At 49.7% G+C, this 21,040-nt stretch carries 18 protein-coding genes; 7 read left to right on the plus strand and 11 right to left on the minus strand.

From position 1 onward, the window contains the following. Window positions 1–3: 3 nt before the first annotated feature. From AC2UZI_RS01165 to dnaA, 7 genes are all read right to left on the minus strand, one after another. Window positions 4–1,188: a YncE family protein gene (locus tag AC2UZI_RS01165; protein ID WP_486942002.1), complete on the minus strand. Its 1,185-nt coding sequence runs from the start codon at window positions 1,186–1,188 to the stop codon at window positions 4–6. Window position 1,189: 1 nt separating this feature from the next. Continuing rightward, on the minus strand, window positions 1,190–3,613 hold the full coding sequence (locus tag AC2UZI_RS01170) for a TonB-dependent siderophore receptor (protein WP_486942003.1): 2,424 nt from the start codon (window positions 3,611–3,613) through the stop codon (window positions 1,190–1,192). 230 nt (window positions 3,614–3,843) lie between these two features. Further along, on the minus strand, window positions 3,844–4,794 hold the full coding sequence (locus AC2UZI_RS01175) for a FecR family protein (RefSeq protein ID WP_486942004.1): 951 nt from the start codon (window positions 4,792–4,794) through the stop codon (window positions 3,844–3,846). After that, entirely contained in the window at window positions 4,784–5,287 is a 504-nt protein-coding gene (locus AC2UZI_RS01180) for an RNA polymerase sigma factor (protein ID WP_486942005.1), read from the minus strand. Before AC2UZI_RS01180 ends, AC2UZI_RS01175 begins: the two co-directional genes overlap by 11 nt. 199 nt (window positions 5,288–5,486) lie before the next feature. After that, a complete protein-coding gene (gene gyrB / locus AC2UZI_RS01185; RefSeq protein WP_486942006.1) occupies window positions 5,487–7,937 on the minus strand; it encodes a DNA topoisomerase (ATP-hydrolyzing) subunit B in 2,451 nt (816 codons plus the stop codon). Window positions 7,938–8,022: 85 nt separating this feature from the next. Next, window positions 8,023–9,132, minus strand: a complete 1,110-nt coding sequence (gene dnaN, locus AC2UZI_RS01190; RefSeq protein ID WP_486942007.1) for a DNA polymerase III subunit beta — start codon at window positions 9,130–9,132, stop codon at window positions 8,023–8,025. Between the two features lie 2 nt (window positions 9,133–9,134). Beyond that, on the minus strand, window positions 9,135–10,559 hold the full coding sequence (dnaA, locus tag AC2UZI_RS01195; protein ID WP_486942008.1) for a chromosomal replication initiator protein DnaA: 1,425 nt from the start codon (window positions 10,557–10,559) through the stop codon (window positions 9,135–9,137). 228 nt (window positions 10,560–10,787) lie between these two features. On the opposite strand from dnaA, the gene rpmH reads away from it, so the two are divergent. The 6 genes from rpmH to AC2UZI_RS01225 all read left to right on the plus strand — a co-directional run bounded on the left by rpmH (window position 10,788) and on the right by AC2UZI_RS01225 (window position 15,453). Beyond that, window positions 10,788–10,922, plus strand: coding sequence for a 50S ribosomal protein L34 (gene rpmH / locus AC2UZI_RS01200; RefSeq protein WP_486942009.1), 135 nt, complete (start codon window positions 10,788–10,790; stop codon window positions 10,920–10,922). A 36-nt stretch (window positions 10,923–10,958) separates the two neighbouring features. After that, window positions 10,959–11,327 carry a ribonuclease P protein component gene (rnpA, locus tag AC2UZI_RS01205; RefSeq protein ID WP_486942010.1) on the plus strand — a complete coding sequence of 123 codons (369 nt, stop codon included), beginning with the start codon at window positions 10,959–10,961 and terminating at the stop codon, window positions 11,325–11,327. Next, the gene (gene yidD, locus AC2UZI_RS01210) at window positions 11,324–11,575 is read left to right on the plus strand and encodes a membrane protein insertion efficiency factor YidD (RefSeq protein ID WP_486942011.1); all 252 of its coding nucleotides are present in this window, start codon (window positions 11,324–11,326) and stop codon (window positions 11,573–11,575) included. Before rnpA ends, yidD begins: the two co-directional genes overlap by 4 nt. Window positions 11,576–11,707: 132 nt before the next feature. Beyond that, on the plus strand, window positions 11,708–13,396 hold the full coding sequence (gene yidC / locus AC2UZI_RS01215) for a membrane protein insertase YidC (protein ID WP_486942012.1): 1,689 nt from the start codon (window positions 11,708–11,710) through the stop codon (window positions 13,394–13,396). A gap of 73 nt (window positions 13,397–13,469) precedes the next feature. Next, entirely contained in the window at window positions 13,470–14,849 is a 1,380-nt protein-coding gene (gene mnmE / locus AC2UZI_RS01220; RefSeq protein ID WP_486942013.1) for a tRNA uridine-5-carboxymethylaminomethyl(34) synthesis GTPase MnmE, read from the plus strand. 49 nt (window positions 14,850–14,898) lie between these two features. Further along, window positions 14,899–15,453 carry a DUF924 family protein gene (locus AC2UZI_RS01225; protein ID WP_486942014.1) on the plus strand — a complete coding sequence of 185 codons (555 nt, stop codon included), beginning with the start codon at window positions 14,899–14,901 and terminating at the stop codon, window positions 15,451–15,453. A 58-nt stretch (window positions 15,454–15,511) separates the two neighbouring features. On the opposite strand, the gene AC2UZI_RS01230 is transcribed toward AC2UZI_RS01225, so the two are convergent. The 4 genes from AC2UZI_RS01230 to asd form a co-directional block, all read right to left on the minus strand. Continuing rightward, window positions 15,512–16,927 (minus strand): MFS transporter, encoded by a 1,416-nt coding sequence (locus tag AC2UZI_RS01230; RefSeq protein ID WP_486942015.1) that lies wholly within the window; start codon window positions 16,925–16,927, stop codon window positions 15,512–15,514. A 71-nt stretch (window positions 16,928–16,998) separates the two neighbouring features. Continuing rightward, a complete protein-coding gene (locus tag AC2UZI_RS01235) occupies window positions 16,999–17,649 on the minus strand; it encodes an alpha-ketoglutarate-dependent dioxygenase AlkB (RefSeq protein WP_486942016.1) in 651 nt (216 codons plus the stop codon). 23 nt (window positions 17,650–17,672) lie between these two features. Further along, the gene (locus AC2UZI_RS01240) at window positions 17,673–18,644 is read right to left on the minus strand and encodes an Lnb N-terminal periplasmic domain-containing protein (RefSeq protein WP_486942017.1); all 972 of its coding nucleotides are present in this window, start codon (window positions 18,642–18,644) and stop codon (window positions 17,673–17,675) included. 35 nt (window positions 18,645–18,679) lie between these two features. Next, on the minus strand, window positions 18,680–19,525 hold the full coding sequence (gene asd / locus AC2UZI_RS01245) for an archaetidylserine decarboxylase (RefSeq protein ID WP_486943687.1): 846 nt from the start codon (window positions 19,523–19,525) through the stop codon (window positions 18,680–18,682). A gap of 407 nt (window positions 19,526–19,932) precedes the next feature. Between asd and AC2UZI_RS01250 the strand changes: the two genes are divergently transcribed. Continuing rightward, window positions 19,933–20,985, plus strand: a complete 1,053-nt coding sequence (locus AC2UZI_RS01250; RefSeq protein WP_486942018.1) for a metallophosphoesterase — start codon at window positions 19,933–19,935, stop codon at window positions 20,983–20,985. The last annotated feature ends 55 nt before the right edge of the window (window positions 20,986–21,040 follow it).

Raw genomic sequence — 21,040 nt, forward strand, 5'->3', positions numbered from 1 at the left:
CAATCAGATTTTGCCCAAATCAATACGCACTACGCTTTCCCGAGCGCTGACCTTATGGTCAGGTGTGAACGGAGCCTTCACCGTGACATACAGCTGATCATCAGGTCCCAGCAACAGGCTGTTGGGATGAGTAGGCAAACTATATTCCGCCTTTATCGCATAACTGCCTGCATCCAGCACAGACACCTTACCCTGTTGGCGGTGCGACACATACAACTCGTCGCGCTTTGGGTTATGGACAATATCCAAAGTATCTCCTACGTTCAGTTTCTCCAGCACTCTGCCTGTGCTGGCATCCAGCACATAAACCGCTTTTTGATGCTGATTTTCTGTGACGTACAAACGATTGCGCTTCTGGTCCAGAGCAAAGTTCAGCAGGATCGCAGGTTTGTCTCCGACAGGTTTCCAGCGCTGTTCGATCTGATTCTTGTCCATGTCAATAACCAGCACTTCTCCATCGCCATTGCCTGCATACATACGACGATGATCGGCATCCAGCAACAGGCCGGTCACCCACTTGCCTGCATTTTCAATTGTGTCGAGCACTTCCATGCTGTTAGCATCCAGCACCCAAATCACCGCCGGATTACCCACGCCACCCACATACAGACGCTTATGAACTTCATCCAGCTTGACGGTACGTGGCCCCACTTTAAAACCATCCGTTCCCATATTGCTGAAAGCCGTTCGTTTCAGGCTGCCCTTTTCACCCAGTTCCACGCGCGCGACCGCCGGATTCAGGCTATTAGTCATAAATAGCACATTCCCCTCGGTATTGCTGCTCAAGCCAAAATTGCCTTCATCGGTGTGAATCACCCCCAGTACATCCAGAGTCTGCGGGTCCAGCTTGTAGAGCGCTCCACCTCGCACACCATCGAGCATCTCTGCCGAAGCTACATACAGAGCCTTTTCAGAGGCGCTGTAAGCCATCTGGTAAATCCCGTAAGCCAGATCCTTGCGCAGGGCACCATCAACGGTAATCGAACTGCGCTGTGCCAATTCTGGGCTCAAGGGCTGCACAGACGGCTGAATGGATTGAGCATGCACGGTCATACTCAATAAGGCTGCCGACAAAACGGACATAAAAAAACATCGTTTCAACATTTTGTTCTTCCCAACCATGTTTAGACAGAGCTTCGCGGCACCAAAAGCCGCCGCAAAACTCTGCTCAACGTTAAAAATCAGCAAATCAGAAGTTCATGGAGGACGACAACATAAACGTGCGCCCCGCCCCGTTGGTGGCAAAGTTGCTGGAAGCCAACCAGTAGTGCTTGTCGGTCAAGTTTTCGATATTGGCTCGGAACACCACCTCCTTGCCAGCAATATCGGTGTAGTAACGCGCGCCCACGTCAAAGCGGGTCATGGCGGGCAGCTTCAAGGTATTGGTATTGTTCAGGTATTGGGACGAAGTGTGAATCACACGACCATTCAGGCTCAGTCCTTGTACCCAAGGGGTATCCCAATCGAGACCCAGGTTATAGGTGCTTACAGGTACGCCCGGTGCCCGATTACCTTCGTTCACACCGTTCTGGGTTTTGGTGAGCTTGCCTTGCGTAAAGCCAGCACTGGCCATCATGCGCAAACCTGGCATCAACTCACCGTAAGCACTCAGCTCCAGTCCACGGTTACGCTGTTCGCCAAAGTAGCCATAGACATTATTTCCGTCCTCTTGCCCTGCAGGCTGGGCAATTTGCCACAAGGAAACTGAGGTCATGATGTCGCCCCAATCCACTTTCACACCCGCCTCATACTGACGGGACTTGAAAGGCTTGAGAATCTCGCCACGGTTGGCGTAGGTAGCCCCAACAATCGTGCCGCGCGTCAAACCTTCGGTAAAGTTGGCAAAGACCGAGACATTCTCCATGGGCTTGATCACAATCCCCGCCAAGGGCGAGATGGAGCTGGCCTTGTAATTGGAGGTTTTCACACCTGTGGTCGTATTGAAGCTGGTGACATCCACGGTCTGACGACGTGCACCTACAGTTAGCAAGACGCGGTCATCCGCAAAGGACAAGGTATCTGCCACGGCAAAGCTGAGCAGGCCAGTGCTGGATGCTTTTTGCGGCGTCAGTCGCTCTGACGGTCCTGCCGGAATAGGCGCAGGATTGTAAATATTGGAGTCTGCCACTTCCGTACCAGGGCTGTAGGCATTGCCCAGCTCCTGATCCATGTAGCTCACCCCAAAAGCCAGCTTGTGCGCTACGCTGCCCGTATCGAAATCCACGCTCAAACCCGCATCGCTGCTTAGCGTTTTGGAGTAGGAGTCATAGAACGTGGAGATCACACTGAAATTGCCATCAGCATCCACAGACTGACGCACATTGGGATTACCCGGTTCCACGTTCACCGGGAAAATCTGGCGATTCTTACCATGGCGGTAGCCTACCCCGATATGCCCGGTTACCGAGTCACTGAGGTCATATTCCAGACGGGACATAATAGTGCTGTCGCGTTGGGTCAGACGGGTATCAGGGTAGAAATTGGTACGTCCGTCAGGAGGTGCAGGCAGCTCGGTCAGATGTCGTTGAAAGCCAATTTGCGAACGGATGTTTTCCAGCGTATCTTCCTGGTAGATGACATCCGCAGACCAGCGCAAACGGCTGCTTCTATAGTCCACGCCCAAGGCGCCCATACCCAGATCCTGCTTACCATCGCGTAACGTGGCTTCCCCACCGCGCTTGACGCCGTTAAAGCGCACGCCCCATTCCTTGTCTTCACCAAATCGTCGGCCCACATCCAATTGTGCCGTCAAGTTCGCCTGACTGATATAGCTGGCCGTCATGCGAGTCAGCGGCTCGTCCTCAGCCCGCTTGGTAACCAGGTTAATCGCCCCGCCTATGCTTCCTCCGGGCGGGATACCACGCATCAGGGTACCAGGCCCTTTCAGGACTTCCACACGCTCCAGAATCTGCACGGGTACACGACTGGAAGACACCAGACTGTACAGACCGTTCACGCTGACATCGCCACTACCCACCGCAAAACCGCGAATAACAAAATCCTCGCCAAAACCGCCGGTAGAGGTCGTCGTACGTACAGCCGCATCATTCACTACCACATCGGCCAGAGTTCTGGCCTGCTGGTCATAGAGCAATTGGGAGGTGTAGTTGGAGGTGCTAAAGGGGTTGTCCATAACATCCACGGAACCCAGCAAACCCAGACTGCCACCTGTTGCCACTTGCCCTCCCGCATAGGCAGGCGACAAGTCACCCAAAATCCCGCCCTTGACGGTAATGGCAGACAGCTCGGCCACCGAGGAAGCCGGGTCCGGCGTCAGGCTGATGGTATTGCCCTTGCGCTTGTAAGTGATACCCGTGCCCACCAGCAATTGCTGCAAAGCCTGTTCGGGAGAATAGCTGCCCGACAAGGCCGATGCCTGATGGCCATCCACCAATTCCTGAGAGAAGAGAATCTGTACCGATGCTTGTTGCCCCAACTGCAACAAGGACTTGCTGAGAGACTGTACAGGAAGATTGATAGAGGTGGCTGGAGCCTGCGCACGCACGTCCAACGGCAATGCGCTGATGGCGCAGGTCAGGCTAATTGCCAGAATCGTCAAGCGTGTATTGAACGCGGGCTTTTTGCGCCACACAGAAAAGGTCGGTGTATTCACAGTCTGACTAGGTCCAAAGAGTAGCGAGGCACACCAAAGGCAGCCTCATGACAAGATGATGGGCGCTGCCGTCTACGACATAAAACAACTCCCCTTACTCTATCAACGAACGAGAATCAAAACACCGGAATAAAAATGAGAATCATTTTTAATAATTAATTCACTGAATCCGAATTGCCAAGCGAGCTCATTCTTTACTCACTGATTCTCAGTTGTCCATTGGGCAAGGTTTAGACTTTTACCGGCACCAGTTCCGGCAAGGTGTGGATCAAAGCCAAAGGCTCATTCACACTGAAAACCCCAGCCACCTTGTAGGAAGCAAAACGGGGCGCATCAAAGACGGCCGCTTGTGGCAAGTAACGATTGATCTGTGCCACCGCCTGCTCCAACGGTGTATTCTCGAACACAATCATGCCGCTACGCCAGGCCAGACTGGTATTCAAGTCGGCCTTTTGCGCCTGCCCCAAAGGAGCACCCTCGACCGTATAGACGGATTGTCCACGCTCCAGCAAGCGCGTATCGCGGTCCCACCAGGAACCCTGCTGCACCTTGACCGAGCCAAACTCTACCGTCACCTGCAATTGCTGCTGCTCATGCAGAACATTGAATCGCGTGCCGGTAACCACCACCCTGCTCTGCCCGGCATCCACTACAAACGGGCGAGACCGATCAGGCTGCACATCAAAGAACACCTCGCCCGCATACAGGTAAACGACACGCTCATTCTCGTAAAACCGAATCTGTGCTCGTGTGCCGGTATTGGCCATCAAGGTAGAGCCGTCGGGCAGACGCAATGTTTCGTGCAGCCCGCGTGGGGTTGTCAATGTGACTTGATAGGAAAGCTCTGTTCTCAGGCCCGACCGTAGGCCCACAGCAGCAATCAAGCCCGCAGCACACAGCCCTGCGCTCATACCCCAGGCAAAACGGCGACGAGACTTGTTAACAGCGGTAGATGGGCGCGATGCTTGCAAAGCGGCCCGCAGATCGGGCTCAGGGATCTGCAAGGTCGCGTGCCAGATCGCCTCCAGATGACGGTAACAGCGATCATGCTCCTGATCGGACTGACGCCATAGCTCGAAGGCACGCCAATCTCCGGACGAGGCATCACCCGAGCGCAAATGAGAAAACCAGGCAGCCGCTTGATCCTCTGCGGTCGCCGCTTTCACGACATCAGGGGGCATACTTCTGTAACCTTGTGCTCAAATGTCGCAACGCTTTGTTCATGTGCTTTTCAACCATGGCACGAGAGATACCCAGTTCACTGGCAATCTCGGCATGGGAGCTTCCCTCTAGTCGCTGGTAAATATACACCTGCCTGCAAATGTCGGGCAACTCATCCAGAACCACTCTTAAGTCGTGGATCATCTGGCTAGAATAAGCCTCGGACTCTGGGCCTGTTGCCAGTGGATGCTCGGACTCATGCAGCTCGTGCAAAGGCACCATAGGCAGCTTTTTCTCCCGCCTGTGCCGATCGATCAGACCATTGGAGGTACTGCGTTGCAAATAGGCGGCTGGGTTATTGGCCGATACTGAACCGTTTTCTAGTATGCGCAGCACAGCATCGTGCATGGCGTCTTCCACATCGTGGTCGAGCTGAGATCGACCACGCCACGCCCCCAGCAGCTCGCTGTAGTGAGCAAGCCAGATTTTACGAAAGGCACGGCGGTCAGACATGAAAGCAAGAGCCTGTGAAAAAATGAGATAACTGATAATAACAATAATTCTCATTTACAGACAGCTAGGCAAAAATTGTCTGTGAAAGCTAGAAAACACCCAGCTGGTAGCCGAGGTTACAGCTTTGAGGCACTGAGAGCCATAAGCTTCTCAACTTATGGCTCTCAGTTTCTTAGCTTACGGTCTACCTACACAATCGTTACACGTCAATATTTCCAGCCTGCAAAGCATGGCTTTCAATAAAGGCTCGTCGTGGCTCGACCTCGTCACCCATTAAGGTCGTGAAGATCTCGTCGGCTGCCATCGCGTCTTCGATGTGTACCTGCATCAAACGTCTTGCAGTAGGGTCCATCGTCGTTTCCCAAAGCTGATCTGGGTTCATCTCGCCCAGACCTTTATAGCGTTGCTTTGATACCCCTCTCTCAGCCTCAGAGCGTAACCATTGCACCGCATCACGGAAGTCATCAATCGGCTGCTCTTTACGACGATCGCCCTCACCACGGGCCATCACCGCACCTTCGCCAATGAGCCCCAATAAGGTCTTACCCGAGCGCTTAAGCGCCTGATAATCGGCACTGAGGACAAAGGGAACATCGAAAATACTAATACGATAGTTACCGTGGTGCAGACGATTTACCACCACACGCCACGATTCGTTATTAACATCTTGCTCGTGCTTTACGCTCACAAAATGAGGATTCGCAGGGTCTTGAATCACACGCTGAAGGCGCTCGGCAGAGGCCTTAGCCTCGTCTTCGCTCTCTAAGTTGATATCAACGCCTTCTGCCACCGCAGATAACGCATCGTTATCAAACACCGCAGCCAGACGCGTAATAACGTGATCGGCGAGCACGTACTGACGAATGAGATCTTCGAGCGCACTACCGGAAATAGGCTCTGCACCTGCGCTAGGAATAAGTTGGGCATCTTTTAACGCAATGGTTAACATGAACTCGGCTTCTTCCACGTCATCTTTCAGATAGCGCTCTTCGCGACCTACCTTCACCTTGTATAGTGGCGGCTGAGCAATATATACGTAGCCATGCTCTAGAAGTTGCGGCATTTGACGATAGAACAGCGTCAACAACAACGTTCGAATGTGAGCACCATCAACGTCCGCATCCGTCATGATAATAATGCGGTGATAGCGTAACTTCGAAATGTCAAAATCGGCGCCAATGCTGCAACCTAAGGCCGTTAGCAAGATGGCAATTTGCTCACTCGCGATCAAGCGATCAAAGCGCGCTTTTTCGACGTTCAAGATTTTTCCGCGCAATGGCAAAATCGCCTGAAACTTACGATCACGTCCTTGCTTAGCAGAGCCCCCCGCCGAGTCACCCTCAACAATATAGATTTCAGATTTCGCTGGGTCTTTCTCTTGGCAGTCTGCAAGTTTCCCTGGCAATCCAGCGCCTTCCAACACGCTTTTACGACGAGTTACCTCGCGCGCCTTGCGAGCAGCTTCGCGAGCACGGGCGGCTTCTACAATCTTATTGCAAACGGCTCGCGCATCGGCTGGGTTTTCAAGTAACCACGTTTCTAAAGTACGGCTAACCGCTTCTTCAACGGCGGGACGCACTTCACTCGACACCAATTTATCTTTAGTTTGGCTACTGAATTTAGGCTCTGGCACTTTAACGGATAAAACGCACGAGAGGCCCTCTCGCATGTCGTCCCCTGCCGTTTCCACCTTGGCACGGCGTGCGAAGTCGTTGTCGTTGATGTATTTATTTAGCACACGGGTCATGGCTGCACGCAAGCCAGTTAGGTGGCTTCCCCCGTCGCGCTGCGGAATGTTATTCGTGAAACACAATACCGTCTCAGCGTAGCTGTCATTCCATTGCATTGCCACTTCAACGCCCACGAGCGAACCGCCTGCTTCAGACTCTGTACTCACGGAGAACACGTTGGGATGTAAAACGCTTTTGCTACGGTTGATGTATTCAACAAAACCTTTCACGCCGCCTAGGAATGCAAAATCTTCTTCTTTGCCTTGACGCTCATCGACCAGCTTAACTTTAACGCCGTTGTTCAAAAAGGACAGCTCGCGTAAGCGTTTCGCTAGGATATCGTACGAGTACTCGATGTTATTAAAAATCACATCGTCGGCAAGGTAGCGAACTAAGGTACCGCTTTTATCGGCATCGCCCACTACGGCTAAGGGTGCATCACGCTCTCCGCGTTGAAAACGCAGAAAATGCTCGCTGCCATTACGCCATACCGTCAGCTCTAACCATTCAGAAAGGGCATTTACGCACGAAACCCCAACCCCATGTAGACCGCCTGATACCTTGTACGAGTTCTGATCGAACTTACCGCCGGCATGCAGTTCGGTCATGACAATTTCTGCAGCGCTACGCTGCTCTTCGTCATCACGGTGGATATCTGTCGGAATACCGCGACCATTATCACGAACCGAGATACTGTTATCTGAGTGAATCGTGATCACGATTTCGTCACAATGACCAGCTAGCGCCTCGTCAATGGCGTTATCAACGACTTCAAACACCATATGGTGCAAGCCTGTACCGTCTGAGGTGTCGCCAATGTACATCCCCGGGCGCTTACGTACAGCCTCAAGGCCCTTAAGCATCCGGATAGAGTCTGCACCGTAACCGGCGTCGTTAGTCGTCATGATTTGTTCTGACATGAATAGTAGTACCTTTAGTGAGCCATCGCCGCCGCTCGATGGGGCCTAAAGCCCCCTCTTACCGCAAAATTCAATCTAAGAGAACTTAGATTCGCATTGGCATTACCACATATTTAAATGCGTCTTCATCGGGCAACGTGATTAACACCGATGCATTCGAGTCGGGTTGAACCGACCAACGGACTTGTTCTGTTTTGACGTTAGATAAAACATCAAGTAAATAACTGACGTTGAAACCCACGTCCAACGCTTCAAATTCGTAATCGATTTCAATTTCTTCCGTCGCCTCTTCTTGTTCGGCATTAGAAGCAGAAATGCGTAGTTGATGATCGTTAAGTTGCGCACGCACACCACGTAGCTTATCGGTGGTAAGAATCGCTGCGCGTTGCAAACTACCTTGTAACGCTTCGCGGTTGATCATGAAGTGGCGCGTATAGGTGGTGGGAATCACGCGAGTGAAATCGGGAAATTTCCCTTCTACCAGCTTGGAAATCAGCTCTACATTATCAAACTGGAAGCGTACTTGGCCAGTCGCGACGTCGATCTGAACCCCATCATCAACCTCACCCAGAAGCCGCTGCATCTCAAGCACTGTCTTGCGCGGCACAATCACATCGTGACGAGCCTCTATCCCTTCGATCTCAGTACCATTATGCGCTAAACGGTGACCATCAGTAGAAACAGTTCGTACCCAGCCCGGTTCGAATACAAAAAGCATACCGTTCAAATAATAACGTATGTCTTGTTGTGCCATCGCAAAATGCACGGTGTTAAACAAGTGCTTAAGCGTTTTTTGCGCTAAGGAAAGCGACACATTCCACGTCTCCGGCTGTGCCAACGTTGGGAACTCAGCCGCATCCAAGGTCTGTAACGCGAAACGGCTACGACCCGATTGTACAATCAGCTTTCCATCGACCAGGCTTAACGTGACATCGCCGACATCAGGAAGTGCACGCAAAATATCAAGCAACTTACGCGCTGCAACAGTCGTCGAGACGCTTTCATCACCTACCCCAAAATCGGCGTGTGTTGTGATCTGCACCTCAAGGTCTGTTGCAATAAACGATACCTTAGAGCCTTCTTTACGAAGCAAAATATTCGCAAGTATCGGCAGGGTGTGTCTACGCTCGACGATGCCCACAACAGTCGATAGCGGTTTCAGCAACGCGTCACGAGCGGCTTGTACAATTTGCATGGTCATCCTTTCAGGGTTTGTTCAAGTACATGTAAAGAATGGTTGAGCTCGGTTTGCTTACTGCGAGCTTCCGTTATTTTTCGTACAGCATGTAAAACAGTGGTGTGGTCGCGACCACCAAATAAATCGCCAATCTCAGGCAAACTTTTCTGCGTTAATTCTTTCGCTAGATACATTGCAATTTGACGAGGCAGCGCAATGTTAGCGGGGCGGCGCTTAGAGTACATATCAGCGACTTTGATTTTGTAGAAATCAGCCACTGTTTTTTGTATGTTTTCAACCGTAATTTGCCCGTTGGATACCGATAATAAATCTTTTAAGGCGTCTTTACAGACTTCAACCGTCAATACATCTCGGCCATGAAAACGCGCATACGCTGACACTTTACGCAACGCGCCTTCAAGTTCACGCACATTGCTACGTAAGTGTTTCGCAATAAAAAAAGCAACCTCCTCTGGCATAACAATGCCTTCGGTTTGGGCTTTACGCAACAAAATGGCCACACGCATTTCAAGCTCGGGCGGTTCAATCGCCACCGTCAAACCCGAGTCAAAACGAGAAATTAATCGACTATCAATGTTCGCGAGCTCTTTAGGATAGGTATCCGACGTAATGATGATTTGTTTACGCTGAGCAACCATCGCTTCAAACGCGTAAAAGAACTCTTCTTGGGTACGGTTTTTTCCGGCAAAGAACTGAATATCATCAATCAGCAAGAGGTCTAACGAATGGTAATAGCGCTTGAACTCGTCAAAAGCCTTACGTTGGTAAGCTTTTACCACGTCAGAAACGTATTGATCAGCGTGTACATAACGCACACGTACGCCAGTACCATTGGCCAATAGCGCATTTCCTATCGCATGAATGAGGTGTGTTTTACCTAAACCTACGCCCCCGTAAAGAAACAACGGGTTATAAGAAATACCGGGGTTCTCTGCCACTTGTAACGCCGCCGCTCTGGCCAATTGGTTCGCTTTACCCGTTACGAAATTATCGAAGGTTAGCTCGGCATTTAAGCGTGAACGGTCGTGCAAGGCCTCGTTAGTGGCACTGACCACCGCAGCAGCCGAAGTCGGCGCGTTCGCATTGACTGTCGAGTTATCGTAGGCCGATGTGGTCGACACACTGGCCGGCTGACGAGCTGGCGCACGCACCGTGATACCCGGTTGCGGAGCCGGCCCTGTGGCGGCAAGCTCGAACGCAATCTCGACGGGATGACTGAACCAATCACTCGCTAAATCTTGTATGCGGTGACCAAAGTTTTTCCGAGCCCAGTCCAGCTTAAAACGATTCGGAGCGGATAGGCGCAACAGAGCCTTCGCCTCGTCGTACTCTAACGGTACGAGGGGGCGAATCCAGGCACTAATCTGTTGTGGGGGGAGTTCCTGCTCAAGCGTCTGCACGCAGGATTGCCAAAATTCTTTCATTTTCTTCACTTCAGTAAACCTCGATTCTACCCCGTGACGGCATAAGTTATCCACAGGCAATGAAGATAAAAACGAGCATAGGGTACCTAATCAATTGACTAAACTCCAAATATTTGATGAAATGGTGGGCTTTTCAAGAATTTTTGTTGCCAGAACCTGGCCCTACTTGTTGTCAGGGGTGGACTTAAGAGCGTCTTCTGGCGGCACTTTTTATATTTGTGGATAACCATGAAGCGCACTTATCAACCTTCCGTAACTCGCCGTAAACGTACACACGGCTTTCGCCTACGCATGAAAACTCGTAGTGGCCGTGCCATTCTTAACGCTCGTCGTTTGAAAGGACGCAAGCGTTTAGCTGTTTAATAATCAAGCGCTGGCTGGCAAAAGGCGCTATCTGTTATGCGTAACACATTCCCAGCCTCGTCACGATTAAAACGCCCCTCCGAATATGTACAGGCCTTAAAAGGTCGTCGTATTTCCAGAGGGGTTTTGTTCGTTGTAAATACTCCACGTTTAGCACCGGATACTCCGCGTCAAACCGAAGCCCGTTTAGGGTTAATTATTCCTAAACGATTGGCGCAACGCGCCGTCACTCGCAACCAAATAAAACGGATTTTGCGAGAAAGCTTCCGTTTACACCGTCATGAGCTTCCAGTGCGCGATTACGTCTTTCGATTACACAGCAAAGTTCCAGCGCTTTCGTTAACTCAGTTAAAAAAACGAGTACACACCGAAGTTCAGGAACATTTGCAGCGTATCAAGCAATGATAAAAAGAATTTTCATTGCCCCCATACGCTTTTATCAATACGTAATCAGTCCGTGGTTAGGACGCAGTTGCCGCTACACGCCCAGTTGCTCAGCCTACGCCATTGAAGCCATCACCGTTCACGGTGTACTAAAAGGCTTATGGCTCAGCACCAAACGGCTAAGTCGCTGTCATCCTTGGGGAAGTAGTGGTTATGATCCCGTTCCAACACCAACAGCACATGAACGCGATCAGAACAGTACAAAATAAAAAACTCCGAACACCATTCAAGCATTATTTATACTGACATGCTCGGTGTTTACACGCAAATCGCCAGTAAAGTGGCTAGCTGCGTTAAACTCCTAAGCTTTTGCTCAGCTTCATATTTGTGAAACAGGCGCTATGGACATTCGACGCACCATCCTCTGGATGATTTTTTCTTTCTCGCTCCTGCTGCTATGGAATAATTGGCAAGAGTACAACGGTAAACCTTCGATGTTTGCCTCGACTCCCGCCAGCGAAACCGCTCAGGCCTCGACCAACGGTGACCCCGCCGTCAGTGATGCTCCTACCGACGGTAGTATTCCTAATGCTGTGGCTTCAACTAGCACACCATCAGAACTACCTGCCAGTACCCCTGCATCCTCTGAGTCAGAAATCATCCACATTGACACTGACGTCTATCGCTTAAGTTTCGATACTATCGGCGCACAGTTGGTAAAAGCGGAGTTACTCAATTACGCTTCGCCCATCGACAAGACCGAAGCCATGGTGTTGTTAGATCAGTCTGCAAACTCGATGTATGTCGCCCAAAGCGGGGTAGTGGGTGCACCAGCAGGACAAAACTTTCCTACACACCTAACACCGTTTGCTTTAGTGTCGACCGAGCGCAGCTTAACGTCAGACACGCTAGATGTGGTGTTTGAAGCGACCTCTGACGACGTGCGTGTGATTAAAACCTACACCCTCGCTCGCGGAAGCTACGACATACATGTTCGTCACGACATCCATAACCTAAGCAATGAAGCCATTAGCCCTTCGGTTTATTTTCAGCTCACTCGTGACGGCAATAACCCACCCGACTCATCACGTCTGTACCGCACCTTTACAGGCCCCATTGTTTACTCAGAGCAAGATAAGTTCCAAAAAATCTCATTCTCTGACATAGAAAAAAACAAGGCCACTTACACGCGTCAAGCCGACAACGGCTGGATCGGGATGTCCCAGCATTATTTTGCTACAGCGTGGGTTCCACAGCAGGGCATTAGTCGTACAAACGAAATTTTACGCGTCAACGAGAACCTTTATTCGATACGCAGTATCGAGCCTGTAGGTACCGTCAGTGCTGGGGAACATAAAACGGTTGATGCCAGTTTATGGGTAGGCCCACAAGATCAAAAAGCCATGAGCGAAGTTGCCAAAGGTCTTGACCTTGTTGTGGATTACGGTTGGTTCACTATTTTGTCTAAACCACTATACAAAATCCTGTCCTGGTTACACGGTATTTTGGGTAACTGGGGTTGGGCAATTGTGGTGGTAACACTACTGATCAAATTGGTGTTCTACCCCTTATCCGCCGCCAGCTATCGGTCGATGGCGAAGATGAAACAAGTCACCCCTCGCATGCAGGCGCTGCGCGAGAAGTTTGGCGACGATAAAGCCAAGCTAAACGCAGCCATGATGGAAATGTATCGCAACGAGAAGATCAACCCACTCGGTGGTTGCTTACCGATGTTGATACAAATCCCCGTCTTTATCGCCTTGTATTGGGTGCTATTGGGTAGCGTAGAAATGCGCGGAGCCCCGTGGATTCTTTGGGTACAAGACTTGTCCGCACGTGACCCCTGGTTCATTTTGCCAGCCATCATGATGTTGACCATGTTCTTGCAAATTAGGCTCAACCCTACGCCTCCCGATCCTATGCAGGCACGTATCATGATGCTAATGCCTATCGTATTTGGTGGCATGATGTTCTTCTTCCCCGCAGGTCTCGTGCTGTACTGGTGCGTGAATAACGCGCTATCCATTGCCCAACAGCAATACATCACGACTAAAATTAATCGCGAAGCGGCCGCTAAAGCCGTCGGTTAATATTCCTGCTATACGCTAGACACTAAAAGCCCACTTACAATAAGTGGGCTTTTTTAACTTATGCGGATCGTCCATGAGCAACCTACATACAGACCCCATCATCGCTATTGCCACGGCTCCCGGCCGTGGTGGTATTGGTGTCATCCGTATCTCGGGCACCAAACTAGAACCTTTTATTGCTCAACTTTTTGACGCGCCGCTGACACCGCGCCATGCTCACTTTTTACCGTTTAACGATGGGCAAGGGCAGGCCATTGACGAAGGTCTGGCCATCTACTTCAAAGGGCCACATTCCTACACAGGCGAAGATGTGCTTGAGCTACAAGGGCACGGCGGTCCTGCGGTATTACGACGCGTGCTAGACCATTGCTTGACACTGGGACAAACCATGGGCTTAAGGCTCGCAGAGCCTGGCGAATTTACGCAACGAGCCTACCTCAATGATCGTATTGATTTAGCACAGGCCGAAGCCGTCGCCGACCTTATCGACGCCTCCTCAACCGCGGCTGCTAAAAGCGCAATGGCCTCACTTAGCGGGGCCTTCTCAACGCGCATCAATCAACTTGCAGACGATATCATCCACCTCCGTATGCTAGTAGAAGCAACGTTGGACTTTCCTGAAGAAGAAATTGATTTTCTAGAGAAATACCAAGCGGCTGAAACCTTAAGCACGATCCAAAGTCAGCTTCACGACATCGTCAAACAGAGCGAGCAGGGCTTAGTATTACGAGAAGGTTTACATGTGGTGCTAGCGGGGCAGCCGAATGTGGGCAAATCGAGCCTTTTAAACGCTCTAGCGGGCGATGATATTGCCATTGTTACCGACATCGCCGGTACAACACGAGATCGCGTCACGCAGCTGATACACCTTGATGGGGTACCCATTCATATTGTGGACACAGCAGGGCTACGTGAAACCGATGACACAGTAGAAAGTATCGGCATTGCCCGAAGTTGGAACGAGATCGAGAAAGCGAACGTCATCCTTCATTTACAGGACGCACGCTACCCTCATGATCACGTAGACAGCGAAATCACCGCACGCCTACCTGAAAACACGCCTACGCTGGTTGTTTATAACAAGGCCGACCTACTCGACTCATCTCCACCAACAACCACCCACACGAACGACAGCCTTAATCAAACACTGTATATTTCAGCTAAAGAAGGCAGGGGATTAGAGTCATTAAAAAACGTGTTATTAAAAATAGCGGGCTGGAGTTCAAGTGGTGAATCACCATGGCTAGCGCGAGAACGACACGTACGAGCGTTAAACTCTGCGGATCAGCATTTGCACTTGGCAGCAGCTCATGCCGCCCAAAGTGATCAAGTCCTAGATCTTTTTGCTGAAGAACTGCGCCTTGCTCATGACCAACTCAGCTCGATCACAGGTGTGTTTACCAGTGATGATTTACTAGGCGAAATTTTTTCCAGTTTCTGTATCGGTAAATGAGGCTACCCTTAGCCCATTTAACAACTCACATGAATAGGGTAAGCGTATTATGACAACTCCTACTGTATCCCTTACTAGCCATGATGTCGTAGCGTTCTGGCTAGCATCCACTGATCATTGGTTTGTAAAAAGCGATGCTTTCGATACCCGTTTTAAGGAACAGTTCGAAGCCTTACACTGGCAAGCCGCTCGCCGTGAGTTAGACCACTGGGCCGAGCACGACGAAGGCGCTTTTGCTCTACTTATACTGTTGGACCAATTCCCTCGTAATAGCTATCGCCATACCGGCCACATGTACGCTACCGACTCATTAGCGCGTTACTACGCTCGGCTATTGGCAGAACGAAAAGGGGATCTCAATATCGATATCAACGCGAGGTTTTTCTGCTACCTACCTTTTACGCACAGTGAAAACCTTGACGATCAAGATCTGGCCGTGCGTCTGCACGAGCGGGGCAAAACACAAGGCGAAAAAGAATTCGCCTTGCATCACCGAGAAATTATTAAAAAGTTCGGTCGCTTCCCTCATCGCAACGCCATCTTGGCTCGCGCTTCTACCCCCGAAGAATTACAGTTTCTCGAAGACGGCGGCTTTCAAGGCTAATAACCGTCCTTCGTTAACACGAGAGCGATGATGGGTAGCGAGGCTATTTATTTGCGTACTAAGCAGCTACCCGAGTCGCTCTGGCCTTACGGTAAATAAACCACGACGCCAAGAAGGGCCCCGTAGACATCACGATAAATAACACCACCGAAGCGGATTGGGCCCCCACTACGCCGCCAGGCTTCACCAACCCAGACAGGTTCATTAACATGCCTGCCAACGCCCCCCCTAAGGCTAAGGCATAAAGCTGGACCGTAATAATCGCCGCTGACGCTATATTTTCTTGCCCCTCTGGAGCCCCGTGGAACACGCGTGTTAGCAAATGCGGCCAACACACGCCTATCCCCCCACCTACACAAACTAAGGGCAAGAGCAGCCAATAAGAGCCTCCTGCATACACGCTTAAATCGCGAGGCATTAAAAAAGCGAGCAGCAACAGCGATACCGCCGTAACCAACGGACCAAACTGCACAAAACGCTGCGTGATTTGTGGCGATCGTCCCGCACTTAAAAAAGAACCCGACGTCCAACCAAACGATAAAGACGCCATAAAATAGCCAGCAAGAAGCGGGCGCTGCCCATGAATGGTTTGTAAGAAGTAGGGGATAAAGACCTCAATCGTTACCGCTAAGCTTAATAGGGCCACACACGCGTAATAAACTGCTAGCAAACTTCCAAAACGGTAGGTGCCGTGAGGCAGCAAGTTCGCGGTGGAGCCATTATCCGAACGGCCCACCATAAACGTCAGTACCAACGCAATAAAAAGCCCCAGTGCATTCACGATCCAATTGTCAGATAGACTGGCATAAGACACCAAGAAGACCGATGCACTTAAAACAATAAGCTTACCTATCGGCACCTTGACCGCTTCATCCTCATTCGCTGGGGCTGGCTTAATTTGTGTAACCACGAGCACTAATAAACACAGCACAACGGGTATGACAGACCAAAAGGCGAGACGCCAATTTCCAGACTGCGCAAAAATGCCCCCTATGGTGGGGCCAATCAGTGTCGCCACCCCCCACATGCTTGATACCAACACCATCGCTCTGGGCCACAACGACTCTTCGAACACAATACGTACGGCAGAATAGCTAAGCCCCAGTAGAAAACCGCCCCCTAACCCTTGGATGGTTCGCCCAACCAACATCGCAGGCATCGTGGGTGCAATAGCACAACAGGCCGTACCGGCAATGAAAATGGCCATGGCGATCAAAAAAGCATTACGCAAGCCAAAAGACTGTATGAATTTAGGCGATAGAGCGGAACCCAAAATAGACGTCATGACGAATAGGGTCATGTTCCACGCGTAGTATTCCAGCCCTCCGATATCCTGCACAACAGAAGGCAAGATTGTCGTTACTAAATAAACATTAATAGCGTGAACCGAAACGCCACCAGCCAACGCTAAGGAACGTAAACCATTACGTCCGCTTAATAGCGTTGCCCACGAATCATGCGATGTAGAGGTCATTCAATTAGGCAATAAAAGAAAAATTAAATACGTTTGACCAACAAAACGTAACGATCGTAAAAATCGGCTTGCTACCGCACCCGTCTAAAGGTCAAGTTGATACGTGTACGTACCGAAGCCTCTAACGCTGGGCTTGCTACAGAAGCCACACCGTGAAAACGAAGCCGATCAGGCCCACCAAACACCAAAACATCACCATGCTGTAACGTCAAGGTATGCGTAGGATCAGATCGCTTTAACCCACCCATTAAAAAGGTGGCCGACAGCCCTAACGAAAACGAAACAATAGGCTGGCTAAAATCCTGCTCATTCTTATCTTGATGCAACCCCATTTTTGCATCCGGATGGTAACAATTCACCAAACAACTATCCGCCATAAAATCGGAATAGCCTGCCAACAACGCCACCCTTGACGCTAGCTGAGCTAAACGAACGGGTAGTGCCGGCCATGGTTTTTTACTTAACGGGTCAATCGTTGTGTATCGATAACCTGACTTATCACTCGTCCAACCATATGGCCCCCAACTGGTGGTCAACACCGACATCTGCCCCTGTGGCGTAACCATTCGCCTAAATGGAGACTGATGCAACAACTCCGCTAACTCCCTATTTATCCACACCTCCTCTGCTAACAAATAGCCCGAAAAAAGGGCAGAAGAGGGCGTTAAAAACTCAACGTTATCAGCGCCTTTATCCGAGCCTGTGAACAAGTCGAGAGTCATAGTCATAATCTGCTGTAAATAGCCTACTTACCTTGACGAATGTATTGAGAAAACTCAGCATCGTCAGGCATTCTCTTTGCTTGCTCTGTAATGGCTGCCTGCTGTCGCACTTGAGCTAGGGGAAGCGTAGTATCAATGGCATTCATCTCATATAAATACTCGGGTAAGTATCCTGATAACAAAAGACGGTAGTCTTTGGGTAATCTGGGAATAATGCGTTTGACCAAGTCATAAACAATGGTCGTACAGTTAGCAATTACCGTATGGTAAAAACGCGGTTGATCGGCGACTTGGTTCGCCTTGTCGGCATACGCTAAGAACAACGATCGTGCAGCCGGTAAGGGAATTGCCACTGGATATCGATAAACATCCTCACCCCGTGCATTCGTACGCAAACGAATAATGTCATTTTCATCGGCAGCAACCACACTGGTTTCAAATTTTTTGAAAAAGCCCCCTACGGATGAAAAGGATTCGTGTGCTTCTCTACGTATTTCTACCGACCACACCACATAATCGCCGTTTCCAAAACCAAACGATACTAAGGTATGCGCAATGGCAGGCCCCATCCAATAAGATAAAAACATATCCACGCTCTGGATATCGTCAATATCGTAAGTACGAGTTTCCCAACGAGCAATCGCCTTGTCACGCGTGTCCCATTCAAAGTTACGCACATTATGCAACGTTACATGGGTGCCACTGACGTCGGCGGTGGTTAGCTGAGCAACGTCTTCAGCCCAAACTCGGTGATGCGAGGGTTTAATGGTGCTCCACCACATGGCGGCTAGCACGAATAAGGTCGTCATTGCCAGCAATTGCCATCCGCTTCCTGTTCGCCACCACCCCCATAGCAATAGGCCTTGGATAAGCGTCCAACTAAGTATCACGATCCAACGTAACCAACCAACAAGCTGTAGCTGATAAAACAATGCCAGCGCACCCCATAACAACAACAATAAAAGGGGGGCGAGAAACAAACTGCGCCATATCATCGCTAATGCTCTCCTACTTTAGGCGAGCAGGCCATTCAGAGGCGACTGCCCATCGGTTCTCCCATTCTAATCAAACCCGTGGACGACCAAGCCGGATTAAACTGATAACGGTCTTTCGTAAACAGTAATACCACTGTAGAACCTAACAAGAAGCGGCCCATTTCATCGCCTTTCTTTAAGCGAATATCTTGGTCCGCATAGTTCCACTCTACAACGTCTTTGCTGCGGGGGGGATTCACTTGGCCATGCCAAACAGTCTCCATACTGCCCACAATCGTCGCCCCAACCAACGTCAGCACAAAAGGGCCTTGATCGGACTCAAACACACAAACCACTCGTTCATTTCGCGCAAACAACCCAGGAACCCCTCGTGCGGTCGTAGGGTTCACAGAAAACAGGTCACCGGGAACGTAAATCATGCGTACCAGACGTCCATCACACGGCATATGAACGCGATGATAATCACGCGGACTGAGATACAAGGTAGCAAATAAACCATCGCTAAACTTTGCTGCCAGCGCTGCGTCCCCCCCCACTAAGGTCTGCGTACTGTAATGATGGCCTTTCGCCTGAAAAATTTGATGGGTCGCAATAGTACCTAGCTGGCTAATCGCACCGTCCACTGGACTAAGAAGATCCGCGTCAGCTAGCGGCCGTGCCCCCTCTTTTAACGCACGAGTAAAAAACTCGTTAAAGCTGCGATAAGACTGTGGATCTGGGTTAAGCGCCTCAGCCATGTCTACGTTATAGCGACGAATAAAACGCTTAATAATTCGTGTTGTCCAAGCGCCTCCGTGGCACGACGCTACCTTTCCGGCAAAGGCCGTTAAACCTTTCTTAGGAAGTAAATACTGGGGTAAAACAGCTAAACGATTCAACATAACAATAAAAAAATCCGCAATCCCTAAGTGAAAACTGGCGCAAAGCCAACCGATTTGTAGCATAAGAATGCCTTGGGCTAACAGCATTCACTGCACCGAACATCCTATTTACCCCTGACTTTTCTCACGAAGACGAACAAAACCGTCTGTGGATAACACCTAGAGAGTGGGCTGTGCATAAGTTGTTAAGGTTTTATGAACAACAGCGCTTTATAAGTTATCCACAAAACTTATGCAGAAAGTGTCCTCATGCTTTAGCTCAATTTTCAACATGCAAAATTTGCCATAAAACGAGGCTATGCTTAGTGTTGCGTCATCTGTTCTACTTATCCACAGACACCCATTACTACCATTAAGTATATATAGTAGTTAATAACAAAAGCTTATCTTTTCAACCAAACACCATCATGCCTCACTCATTCATACAAACTCTTCCTCAAAAAGCGCTCGATATTATTGGTGACGTGCATGGAGAACTCGATGCTTTAGAAACACTACTTAACCATTTAGGTTATGACGCTTACGGTAATCACCCAGAACATCGACATTTGGTTTTTGTAGGCGACGTATGTGATCGTGGCAATAACAGCCCAGGCGTGCTACGAAAATTACAGTTTCTGGTAGAGGAAGAAAAAGCCTCGGCCATCATTGGTAATCACGAACTCAATTTGCTACTTAATGACCCTAAAGACGGATCAGGTTGGTTTTTTAAAGAGCGTCAGGAAAGAGACAATGCTTTTTATGCTCCATATCAACAAGCCACTCACATTGAAAAACCCATTTTTTTTGATTTTCTTAAAACGCTACCCTTAGCACTTGAACGCGACGATATTCGAATTGTCCACGCCTGCTGGGATGAGCCATCCATACAAAAAATCAGAGAGTCTACGCATTCTGATCTTCTGACTGCCTACAGTTATTGGGAAGAGCTAACAACACTTGTTGCAACACAAACAAACTTAGAAGAAAACTACCAAAAAACGCTATTGCAATGGCAAGAAGCATTAGAAAACCCTGATACTCAGCCTCCTTTTCTCCAAACGATTGCAGACTATGAATTACTGGAACGGCTACACAACCCCATCAAAGTTTTAACGTCAGGCTTAGAACAACAGGCAGAAAAACCGTTTTTTATTGGAAATAAATGGCGTTTCACCGATAGAACCCGATGGTGGGATGACTACCAAGACGCCACTCCTGTGGTCATTGGTCATTACTGGCGTTCATTAATTCGACACTCGGGGCTTTCTCGTTACAGCCAGCTTTTTGAGAACACCAAACACAACGAATGGCATGGGCTTAAGAAAAATGTATTTTGTGTTGATTATTCGATAGGAGCTAGCTGGCGCTCGCGTCACCGTGAAATTCGTGCTCCATCACATTTTTTCTATCTTGCGGCACTGCGTTGGCCAGAAAATGAACTCATGTTGAACACAGGCGTCAAGATTTCACTTTCTTAATCATTGTGGTCATCTAAACCCTGCAGTGTCGCTTGTTCACGACATTCCTAAAAAG

This window comes from Paenalcaligenes sp. DL 463 (assembly GCF_057475185.1).